The organism is Aeromonas sp. QDB56, assembly GCF_027705505.1.
Classification (GTDB): Bacteria; Pseudomonadota; Gammaproteobacteria; order Enterobacterales; family Aeromonadaceae; genus Aeromonas; species Aeromonas caviae.
The window spans coordinates 35,663-45,893 of the sequence record NZ_JAPDBZ010000017.1 but is presented as its reverse complement, the minus strand read 5'-3'; the positions used below and the strand labels follow the sequence as shown (position 1 = coordinate 45,893).

At 63.2% G+C, this 10,231-nt stretch carries 8 protein-coding genes; 3 read left to right on the top strand and 5 right to left on the bottom strand.

All coding sequences use genetic code 11. The features are described 5' to 3' along the window. Positions 1 to 117 precede the first annotated feature (117 nt). Both OKB81_RS04795 and OKB81_RS04790 read right to left on the bottom strand, forming a co-directional pair. On the bottom strand, positions 118 to 2,343 hold the full coding sequence (locus OKB81_RS04795) for a sensor domain-containing diguanylate cyclase (protein ID WP_333562692.1): 2,226 nt from the start codon (positions 2,341 to 2,343) through the stop codon (positions 118 to 120). An 85-nt stretch (positions 2,344 to 2,428) separates the two neighbouring features. Then, positions 2,429 to 3,037 (bottom strand): AhpA/YtjB family protein, encoded by a 609-nt coding sequence (locus tag OKB81_RS04790; RefSeq protein ID WP_049636480.1) that lies wholly within the window; start codon positions 3,035 to 3,037, stop codon positions 2,429 to 2,431. 193 nt (positions 3,038 to 3,230) lie between these two features. Here OKB81_RS04790 and serB point away from each other — a divergent pair, with 193 nt between their 5' ends. Then, the gene (serB, locus tag OKB81_RS04785) at positions 3,231 to 4,235 is read left to right on the top strand and encodes a phosphoserine phosphatase SerB (RefSeq protein WP_160839083.1); all 1,005 of its coding nucleotides are present in this window, start codon (positions 3,231 to 3,233) and stop codon (positions 4,233 to 4,235) included. Between the two features lie 28 nt (positions 4,236 to 4,263). After that, on the top strand, positions 4,264 to 5,169 hold the full coding sequence (locus tag OKB81_RS04780; RefSeq protein ID WP_160839081.1) for an alpha/beta hydrolase family protein: 906 nt from the start codon (positions 4,264 to 4,266) through the stop codon (positions 5,167 to 5,169). A 56-nt stretch (positions 5,170 to 5,225) separates the two neighbouring features. Here the strand turns inward: OKB81_RS04780 and OKB81_RS04775 are convergent, their stop codons facing one another. After that, positions 5,226 to 7,601 (bottom strand): PilZ domain-containing protein, encoded by a 2,376-nt coding sequence (locus OKB81_RS04775; RefSeq protein WP_270661878.1) that lies wholly within the window; start codon positions 7,599 to 7,601, stop codon positions 5,226 to 5,228. Between the two features lie 100 nt (positions 7,602 to 7,701). Between OKB81_RS04775 and radA the strand changes: the two genes are divergently transcribed. Next, the gene (gene radA / locus OKB81_RS04770; protein ID WP_010673036.1) at positions 7,702 to 9,066 is read left to right on the top strand and encodes a DNA repair protein RadA; all 1,365 of its coding nucleotides are present in this window, start codon (positions 7,702 to 7,704) and stop codon (positions 9,064 to 9,066) included. A 53-nt stretch (positions 9,067 to 9,119) separates the two neighbouring features. On the opposite strand, the gene OKB81_RS04765 is transcribed toward radA, so the two are convergent. Both OKB81_RS04765 and rsd read right to left on the bottom strand, forming a co-directional pair. After that, positions 9,120 to 9,506, bottom strand: a complete 387-nt coding sequence (locus OKB81_RS04765; protein ID WP_029313755.1) for a PilZ domain-containing protein — start codon at positions 9,504 to 9,506, stop codon at positions 9,120 to 9,122. 102 nt (positions 9,507 to 9,608) lie between these two features. After that, positions 9,609 to 10,091 carry a sigma D regulator gene (gene rsd, locus OKB81_RS04760; RefSeq protein WP_160839077.1) on the bottom strand — a complete coding sequence of 161 codons (483 nt, stop codon included), beginning with the start codon at positions 10,089 to 10,091 and terminating at the stop codon, positions 9,609 to 9,611. Between the last annotated feature and the right edge of the window lie 140 nt (positions 10,092 to 10,231).

Below are 10,231 nucleotides of genomic sequence, written 5' to 3'. Positions count from 1 at the left end.
CAAAGCCAAACCACAGAAGTATGCGACGAGAAAACCTAGTAAAAACAATGCCAGTCAGGCTTAACTGACTGGCATTACGGCCCTCGGGCCGCCGTTTTGCATTTTTGCGAAGCACGGTCAGAGATCGAGGGCGAAGCGCCCCTTGCCCGACTGCTTGGCCCGGTACATGGCGGCATCGGCCCGGTGCAGCAGATCGTCGATGTGACAATACTGGCCCGAGTGGCAGAGGGCGCCTCCTATGCTGCCGGCAAGGGGCAGCCGGTGACCGGCCACGTCCCCAGGAACCGCCATGGCCGCCAGCAGCCGCTCGCACAGGGCGGGCAGCTCCAGTTCCGGCTGGCGCAGGGCGGGCAGTATGATGGTGAACTCGTCGCCGGCCAGGCGCGCCACCATGTCCCCCGGGCGCACCTCGGCACTCAGCACCTGGGCGAAGCGTTGCAACAGGGCATCGCCGACGTGGTGTCCCAGCCTGTCGTTGATCCCCTTGAAGCCGTCGAGATCGAGGAACAGCAGGCCCAGGGGGTCGGCATTCTGGCGCACCCGCTCCAGCTCCCGGGAGAGGCGCAGGGTGAAGGCGCGCCGGTTGGGCAGGCCGGTGAGGGGGTCGTGAGCCGCCTCGTGTTCCAGCTGGCTTTGCAGCGCCTTGAACTCGGTGATGTCGCTGCCGAGGATGTAGACCCCGGGCTCGTCGCCCCGGCTCGGGATCATGGTGATCCTGAGGTCGCGTTGGCCTATGGGGAGATCGAAACGGTGCTCGAAACTCACCTGCTCACCGGCGAGGGCCTTTGCCACATAGGCCATGGCCCTGCCGTGGGCCTCCTCGCCGATGACGTCCCGCACGCTCATTTCCCGCATCTGTTCGGTATCGAGCCCGAAGTAGCGGCAATAGGCTTGGTTGGCGAACAGGTAACGCCCTTCGGGCGACACCATGCTGATGGTGACCGGCAGGCCATCGGTGATGGCCCGCAGTCGGGCACGGCCACGCTCGATCTCCGCGAGCACCTGGCGGCGGGCCGTGATGTCGTGCAAAAACAGGGCGATGCGCACCTTGCCGTCGAACTGGTAACGCTCGGCAATCACCTCGACCGGGATGTGCCGGCCTGTGCGGGTGATGATGTCGCACTCCAGCCGCCGTGGCGGACTCTGCGGGTTGCCTGACAGGCTCAGCAGGGGATGCTCGGCGCCGAGTAGCCCGAAGAGGGGACGGCCCAGCATCTCGTCGGCGTGCCAGCCGAGCAGGGTGGTGGAGGCCGGGTTCCAGCCTGTGATGATGAAATCGGCATCGAGCTCGAGGAAGGCGTTGCTGGTGTGCTCCAGCATGTGCTGCAGGCGGCGCTGCTCCTGCCACAGCTGCTGCTGCATGGCGCCGCGCTCGCGCATCTCCTGATGCAGCTGTTCCACCGTGCGGGAGAGCTCCCGGGTCCGTGACTGCACCTGCTGCTCGAGCCCTTGCTGCAGCCGCACGAGTTCGGCTTCGGCCTGTTTGCGCTCGGTGAGGTCGGCAAACACGGCGATCATGTGGGGGGCCATGGTGCGGCTCTGGCAGAGGGTCACGCTGAGCTGGACCCAGCACTGGGTGCCATCGGCCCGGATCATCCGCTTCTCCAGCCGGTAATCCTGCAGTTGCCCCGCGATCAGGGCATCGAACAGGGGCTGCTCCCGTTGCAGATCTTCGGGATGGGTCATGGCGAGCCAGGTCCGGCTCAGCATCTCGTGCTCGCTGTAACCGAGCAGCCGCTCCAGCCCCGGGTTGGCTCTCAGCCATTTCCCCTCGAGGGAGGAGAGGGCCATGCCCACCGACGACTGGTTGAAGGTCAGGGTGAAGAGATGCTCCTTGTCTTCCAGCACCTGGTTGAGGGTACGCACCTGGTGGCGCCGCTCCAGGTCGTGCAGGGTGTTCTCCACCAGGCGGCCGAAGTCGTCGAGATCCCGGCAGGCATCTTCGTCGAGATGGCGCGGCACATGGTCCACCAGGCAGAGGGTGCCGAGCACCACGCCATCGAGGGCGCGCAGGGGGCGGCCGGCGTAGAAGACCACGCCGGGATCATCGGTCACCAGCGGATTGTCGGCAAAGCGGAGATCCCGTCTGGCATCCGGTACCTGCATGATCTCGGGGCGCAAAATGGCATGACCGCAGAAGGAGTGCTCCCGGTTGATCTCGCACATATCGACCCCGGTGCGGGCGAGAAACCACTGCCTGTTCACATCGGTCAGGGAGACCATGGCGATGGGGAGTGCGAAATGCCGGGTGATGAGCCGGGTGAGGCGATCAAGCTGATCGATGGGCTCGTGGTCGAGCAGGCCGAGGATGCGCAGTCGTTCCAGTCGACTGTGTTCATCCAGCGGCAAGGGGGGGCAATCATGTGGCTCTCCTGCCAGTGATCTTGCCAGTGTAATATACAAGCCGAAGGATGGGATCCACCCCCGCTTATTGCGGAGCGGCGGGTTTGCTCTGTTTCTTGTGCTTGCGCACCCGCATGTAGTTGCGACGGACCCCGTAGGAGATGAGCAGGCCGGCCAGCAGCATCACCAGCAGCATCAGGCGCTGTTTCTCCTGGTTGACCTTGAGATGGGTATCTTGTGCGGCCAGCAGTTTCTGCTCTTCCAGGGTGATCCTCAGATAGCCCAGGGTCAGGTTTCCGTCCTGGATCTCCTGGACGAACTGGATGCGCCCCTTGCCCTGCTCCGGCAGGGATTTGTTGTCGCTGCCGATGGGCAGCAGACTGTCCAGCGGCAGGGCGTTGTCCGACTGGGCTAGGGGAATGCCGCGGGCGTCATAGAGGGTGACATCCAGAATGTCAGGCTCGACGGCCAGATCCTGCGCCAGTCTCTCCAGTTCGCTCTCCTTGTCCTCCTTGATCCAGCGGCGCATGTCCCGGGCGGCATAGGCGACCAGCGCCTGTGCCCTGTCCCGTGCCGCCGCGTGCAGGGCGGCCTGGCTCTCTCCCTGCATGTGGATGAGCAGCACCAGCACCCAGAGACCGAGCAGGACTCCCGCCGCCAGGCTGACAACACGTTTGATGGGAAGATGACGCACAGAACCGGGCCTTTGGTAATGGATGAGCGGGGCTGGCTGGTGCCCCGGTGCCGCGAAGCGGGAAACAGGGTGGTCTGTTTCCATGTCTGCCCGCACCGCAGGCGGGATCTTGGCGCTTGCCTGTACAAAAAGCAATACGCTACTCTGGGCCCGCATGATGAACCCCATGATTTCCAAGGAAGGCGTCTCTCTTATGTTGTTGTCCCAACTTCCCCGCTCCCTGCACGACTGGTCCGGGGCCCTGAGCTGTGCCCCCTGCTGGCAGCTCACCAACGAAGCCCTGCTGCCCGCGGCCAACGCCCACGACAGCGCCTGGATTGTCCTGTTTGGCAAGGGGCTGGAGGCCGGTCATCTGGCCCGCCTGGCCCAGCAGCTGGATGCCCTGGGGCTCGAGGCCAGCCTCTATCCCGCAGGGGAGCAGGCCGGTATTCCGCTGCTGCTGCTTGGCACCAACCGCTTTTCCCCCGAGCTGGTGCAGGCGCTCAAAGCCCAGGAGTGGGACATCGATCTGTGTCATCTGGCCGCCCTGCCTACCCTGAGTGAGCCCGGTCTGCTGGTGATGGACATGGATTCCACCGCGATCAGGATAGAGTGCATCGACGAAATCGCGCGGCTGGCCGGGGTCGGTGAGCAAGTGGCGGCCGTTACCGCGGCGGCCATGCAGGGCAAGCTGGAGTTTGCCGACAGTCTGCGTGCCCGGGTGGCGCTGCTGGAAGGGGCGCCGGTCACCATCCTCGACGAGGTGGCGGCCGACATGCCCTGGATGCCGGGCCTGCCACTCATGGTCGATACCCTCAAGCAGGCTGGCTGGAAGGTGGCGATCGCCTCCGGTGGCTTCACCCGCTTTGCCGGCGAGTTGCAGCGTGCTCTGGGTCTGGATGCCATTTTCGCCAACGAGCTGGCGGTGGAAGGGGGCCTGCTGACCGGCAAGGTGAGCGGCCCCATCGTCGATGCCGCCGCCAAGGCCGAGGCGCTGCAACAGCTGGCCTCGGAGTACGGGGTGGTTGCATCCCAGACGGTCGCGGTCGGCGATGGTGCCAACGATCTCAAGATGATGGGGGTGGCGGGGCTGGGCATTGCCATTCATGCCAAACCCCTGGTTCGTGCCCAGGCGGCGGCGACCCTCAATCACCACGATCTGGAAGGGGTGCTCTGCCTGCTCGGCGCCCTGGCTTGTCGCGACCGACGCTGGTGCTGATCCCGCTCAAGGAGGAGCCGATCACGAGATGGAACTGTTACAGCAATCCCTGTTTGTCCCCTGCGGTGAGCATCGACTCCATGTGCGCCATATCCAGCCCGGTGTCGCGATGCATGCCGACCCCATCCTGATGGTGCACGGGGCCATCGAGAACGGCCGCATCTTCTACACCGAATCGGGCAAGGGGCTTGCCTGCTTTCTGGCTCGCCACGGGTATCAGGTCTATGTGGCGGATCTGCGTGGTCGGGGTCTGAGCACACCGACCATCGCCGAGCGGGCCGGCCACGGTCAGCATGAGCTGATCACCGAGGATCTGCCCGCCCTGCAGCGCTGGGTATCGGCCCGCCATGCCGGTGCCCGGGTGCACTGGATGGCCCACTCCTGGGGCGGCGTCATCATGGCCTCGACCCTGGTGCGCTTCCCCGAGCTGGCGGAGCAGGTTGCCAGCCTGGTGTTCTTCGGCACCAAGCGTGGGGTCTCGGTGCAGAACCCGGAGCGCTGGTTGAAGGTGGATCTGATCTGGAACCGGCTCGCCCCCTGGCTGGCGCGCCGCCGGGGGTTTCTGGCCGCCCGCCGGTTGAAGATAGGGGCCGATGATGAGCCCCTGCGCTACCTGCAGGAGACCATCCCCTGGGTCAAGTGCGGGCCCTGGTTGGACCCCTTTGACGGCTTCGCCTATGACGAGGCGGCGAGCCGGGTCAACTGGCCCCCGCTCTGGATGATCTCCGCCAAGGCGGACAAGGTACTTGGCCACCCCGTCGACGTGCGCCGCTTCAGCGACGAGATGGGCTCGGCCGTCCGCCACACCCGCCTTGGGCGGGACAACGGCAACCGCCTCGATTACGACCACATCAACATGCTGACGGCCCCCCAGGCACAGGAGGATCACTTCCCCGACATCCTCGCCTGGCTGCGTAACCCCCAGGCTGCCTGATAGACAAAAAACGGGCACTTGCGTGCCCGTTTTTTGTTGTCTCCCGGCCCTGCTGGCTAGCGGGGCCCGGATGGTATGCCAAGGCGGAACAGGGTCGCCTCGGTGGTATCGGTCAGTTCACCCACGCCCACGACACTCCAGAGCTCCTCTTCCAGCTTCTTGGCCTTGTGAATGGCGAACTTGGCGATGTAGTCCAGTTCACCCGCGATGAAGCTGGTGTCCGGGCGGCCGGTGCGCGAAATACCCACCAGTACCGAATAGAACTCTCCCTGTTGCCGGGCCAGTTCGATGAAACGGCGCTTTTGATCCGGTGAGCTGAAGCTGCTGGCCAGGTGGCTGCGAAACAGGGGGGGTCCCCCCTGGGAGTGGAGGGCGGCGATGTAGACCTCCTCCTCTTCCGGCTTGTCTTCCCGCTCGATGGCGCGCAGGGGATTGAGCAGCAGGGCCTTGAGCAGTGCCCCCTGGAACAGGGGATACAGGTTCAACTGCTGATCCTGCTCGGCACAGATGCGCAGCAGACGGGAAAGGCTGCGTGGCTGTGGCGAGAGGCCGGCCGCGGCCAGTTTCGGGGCGGCCTTGAGCTTGTTCACATAGACGGGGGTGTTGAACAGGTGGTGGGTGTAGAGGTTGCGCAGCGCCCTGGCCATGCCGCGATAGCGATTGAACTCCCGGGTGGTCTTGAGCTTGTTCTGGTTGCTTTCGATAAGCAGGCTGAAGAACTGGTGGCCGGTATGGCGCTCGGCCGTCCCCTCGATGCACAGATGCAGCACGGTTCTGCTCAGGTTGAGGCTGACCAGCCGATAGGGCAGGCGTTGCAGGTCCATGTTCCTGGCGAGCTCCTGCAAGCGGGGCAGAGCCACCGTGATGATGTCTCCCTTCTCCCCGTCGAACGGCTCCTCCAGCTCGATTTGCATGCCGTGGGCAGAGATGTCTCGGGTCCAGCCGACCCAGGATCGCTCCTTGTGATGCAAGACGATGGCCGTCTTGTGCATGTAGCGCGCCTCCTTGCGCAGTTGCACATAGTGCAGCGTCTCTATCTCGAAGGGGGCGGCATGGATGTCATGGCCAAAGCGCTGCAAGGCGTTGGCGTTGAGCGGATCCTGACCCGTCTCTCGCTGGAACTCGTCGCGCTGGTTGTCCAGGTTTATCTCCTGCAGCATGCCCACGTAACCGAGCTGGGCCAGGCGCTCGCGCAGCAGCCTGTCCTGCAACTGGCTCGCCCCGCCCTGGGGGTTGTCGAGGTCGGCCTCCCGCAGGGTGCAGGCTTCCATGCTGAACTTGTACACCCGCCAACTGGGGCGGCGGGCGCCGATCTGGAAGAAGAGCGCGGTCAGTCCGCTCTGTTCCAGCTCCTCCCGGGTCGCGGAGAAGAAGTAGAGGTGGCTGCGTACCGCATGGGTAAAGCTGTAGATCAGCGTCTTGCGCAGCCCCTCTTTGCCTGGGAGCAATGAGGGCATGCGGGCAGCGGTGAAGAGGCTGGCGAGCATGTCGCGGTTCTTGGCGTCGCGCCAGTATTCGAGAATGTGCTGGTTGTTCTCGGTGCGCAGGGCGATCTCGAGGGCGGGGACGCTGCCCTTGCCGAAATAGAGGGGCATGCCGGTCATGCGTGGCAGATAGAACTGCTCATACCCCTTGATGACGGCGGCGGAGAGCAGGTAGTCGACGCTGACGCGATAGCGGCTGCGGTTGCGCTCGATGAAGTCGCGCAGGAACTCGTCGAACACCGGATGCTCGCCGTTCTTGAGCAGCCTGAGCCAGAATTTGTCCTCTTTTCTCTCCTCCCCCAGGATCTGGTAGCTGACCGGGTCACGCAGCAGGGGATGGGGATGATCGCGTTCCAGTCCGGTGAAGAAGACGGCTATCAGGTCGCCTGTCTGGTAGTCGGGCAGATAGGGCACGGATACCCGGATGCCGCCGAGGGAGATGTCGGAGCTCTTGGCGAGGATCTTCTCGCCGTTGGCGAGCTGGAGCACCATGGGAGAGCTGAAGTGCATGCGCTCTTCCTGTCGCCCGTAATGGCTGGCGAAGGGGATGGCGCTGACATCGAACGGACGAAACGGGCTGATGGGCAGCGCCAGATTGTCGCTGCGCCCCTGGTTGAGTTTGTACCAGGCTTGCAGCGCCTCGTAGACCCCCAGGGTGTAGCTGTCCCGGTAGAGGTAGCACTGGGATTGAAACAGCTCGATGGCCTCGGCGGGCATGAAGTGGGTCACCCCGTCGAACTCATGCACCTGACAGAGGGCGCCCAGCTCGTTGCGCATGTCGATGACGCGCCGGCAGGCGGTGCACTTGCGTTTGAGTTCCATCTTCAGCAGGAACCGGCTGTTGGTATTTTCGTTCTGGGTCAGACGGTTGAAGATTTCGTCGAAGTCCTTTTCCCGGAGCAGGGGGACAAGTTGTTCTATCAGATGTAGTGGTTGTTCTGAATCCATCTATTCCTGCCGCGGAAAGTCACTTTTCCGATTCTGGGTTTGATCTGCCGGTCGCAAACAAGTATATCAAGCAGGAATTCATCCTGTCCCCGAGTTATCCATGGCCAAAAACAAAACCGCCTATGTTTGTTCCGAATGTGGAGCCGACTTCACCCGCTGGCAAGGCCAGTGCAGCGAGTGCAAGGAGTGGAACACCATCACCGAGGTGCGACTGGGGGTGACGACACCCGGCAAGAGCGCTCGCTATACCGGTTATGCGGGCGCCGTCGGCAGCCAGGTGCAGACCCTGGCGGAGATCGCCACCACGGAGATCCCCCGTTTCAGCTCGGGCTTCAAGGAGCTGGACCGCGTACTCGGTGGCGGCGTGGTCCCCGGTTCGGCCATTCTCATCGGCGGCAACCCCGGGGCCGGCAAGTCGACCCTGTTGCTGCAGACCATGTGCGGCCTGGCGCAGCGCATGAAGACCCTCTATGTGACCGGTGAGGAGTCACTGCAACAGGTGGCGATGCGGGCTGGTCGGCTGGGTCTGCCCACGGACAAGCTGCGCATGTTGTCCGAGACCAGTGTCGAGCAGATCTGCCTCATCGCCCAGCAGGAGCAGCCTCAGATCATGGTCATCGACTCCATCCAGGTGATGCACGTGGCGGATGTGCAGTCCGCGCCGGGGTCCGTCTCCCAGGTGCGGGAGTCGGCGGCGCTGCTGACACGCTATGCCAAGCAGAATCATGTGGCCATCTTCATGGTGGGCCACGTCACCAAAGACGGCACCTTGGCGGGTCCCAAGGTGCTGGAGCACTGCATCGACTGCTCCGTGCTGCTGGATGGCGGGCACGACTCGCGTTTTCGCACCCTGCGCTCCCACAAGAACCGCTTCGGTGCGGTCAACGAACTGGGGGTCTTCGCCATGACCGGGCAGGGAATGAAGGAGGTGAGCAACCCTTCCGCGATTTTCCTCAGCCGCGGGGAGGAGCAGGCTCCGGGCTCCATAGTCATGGTGATCTGGGAAGGCACGCGCCCCCTGCTGGTGGAGTTGCAGGCGCTGGTGGATTATTCCCAGCTCTCCAATCCGCGCCGGGTGGCGGTGGGGATGGACCACAACCGTCTCGCCATGCTGCTGGCGGTGCTGCATCGTCACGGCGGGTTGCAGATGGCGGATCAGGATGTGTTCATCAACGTGGTGGGTGGCGTCAAAGTCGAGGAGACCAGCGCGGATCTGGCGCTGCTGCTGGCCATGGTGTCGAGCTTCCGGGATCAGGCCCTGCCCAAGGATCTGGTGGTCTTTGGCGAGGTGGGGCTCTCCGGCGAGATACGGCCCGTGCCCTCGGGTCAGGAGCGACTGCAGGAGGCGGCCAAGCACGGTTTCCGCCGAGCCATCGTCCCGCATGCCAATGCGCCCAAACATCCCATCGAGGGGATGGAGGTGGTGCCGGTGAAGAAACTCTCCGATGCCCTTGAAGCCCTGTAATCGACCATGAAAAAGGAGCGTATGGACGCTCCTTTGTTTTTCTGCCCGCCCGCTCAGGATTCGGGGGGGACGTGGTCTCGGTGCTCTTGCAGCAACTGCTCCAGCTCGCGATGGAGCAGTTGCTCCTCTCCGATGTTCAGCTCGATCATCCGCTTGAGGTGAGTGGCGCTGTCGATGTCGATGTGGTGGCAGTAAAACCCCAGCTTCTTGCTGGCTTCGTGGGTCAGCTCGACCTGCATCTTGATCTCGATGTCGCTGCCCCCGAGCACGAAGCAGATTTCGTACTCCTTGTCCTCGCTGGCGACCCAATCCTCGGGTCTGAGCAGCAGGGCTCCCTGCAGGGAGACATCGACCAGCTGGGTGCGCCACTGGTGTTCACCCTGGGTGAGCTTGGCGGCGGTCAAATAGAAAATCCGAGTAAAGTGGCGGCGCTCGGCCATGGTCGTCTCCGGTCTACGTGCGAGCAAGATGCTCATCCTTCATGTTGCAGAGTGTAATCCAGCTGGCACGCCAGGATATTGAACTGGCTCCGATATTGAATATCAGACCTGCTGATGGCTGAGGGATTCCACCACCTGCAGCGCCTTGACCAGCCGATCCTCCTGTTTGAACCTGTCCTCCAGCACGGGGCCGAGCTGGTTCAGATCCTCGTCCAGTTGCAGCAACTGGGCTTCGTCGGCGTTGCTGTACTTGTCGTTGAACTCCAGCGCGAATTCGGTACAGGCACGGATATGGGGGTAGATGCGCTTGGCCAGCTCCAGTTTGTCCCGGCTGGCTTGCTCAAAGGCGGTGACGACGTGGTTGTAGATCTCGAAATGGCCTGCGCTGACGTAATCGACCAGTTGTTCGCAAAAACGTTGCAGTTCGACGTGACCTGGGAGGGTGCGTTGCTTGCACTTGGCGGGCATGAGGCCTGCCAGTCGCATGTACTCGACCAGCAACGCCTGTCTGGCATCCAGCCAGTCATCTATTGCTCTGTGCTTGCCTGCCAGTGCGCGCTTGGTTTTTTCCAGTTCAGTTAACATAGTCCCTCCATGGGCATGGCATGCGGCTCTCGGGTCGCATGCCTTCGGTCATTCTCATCGACTGACGACACTCCTATAACTAGGGAAAATCCAGTTGACCGTCAATAGGAGTGTAGGGATATTGTTACATCAGGCGGGGA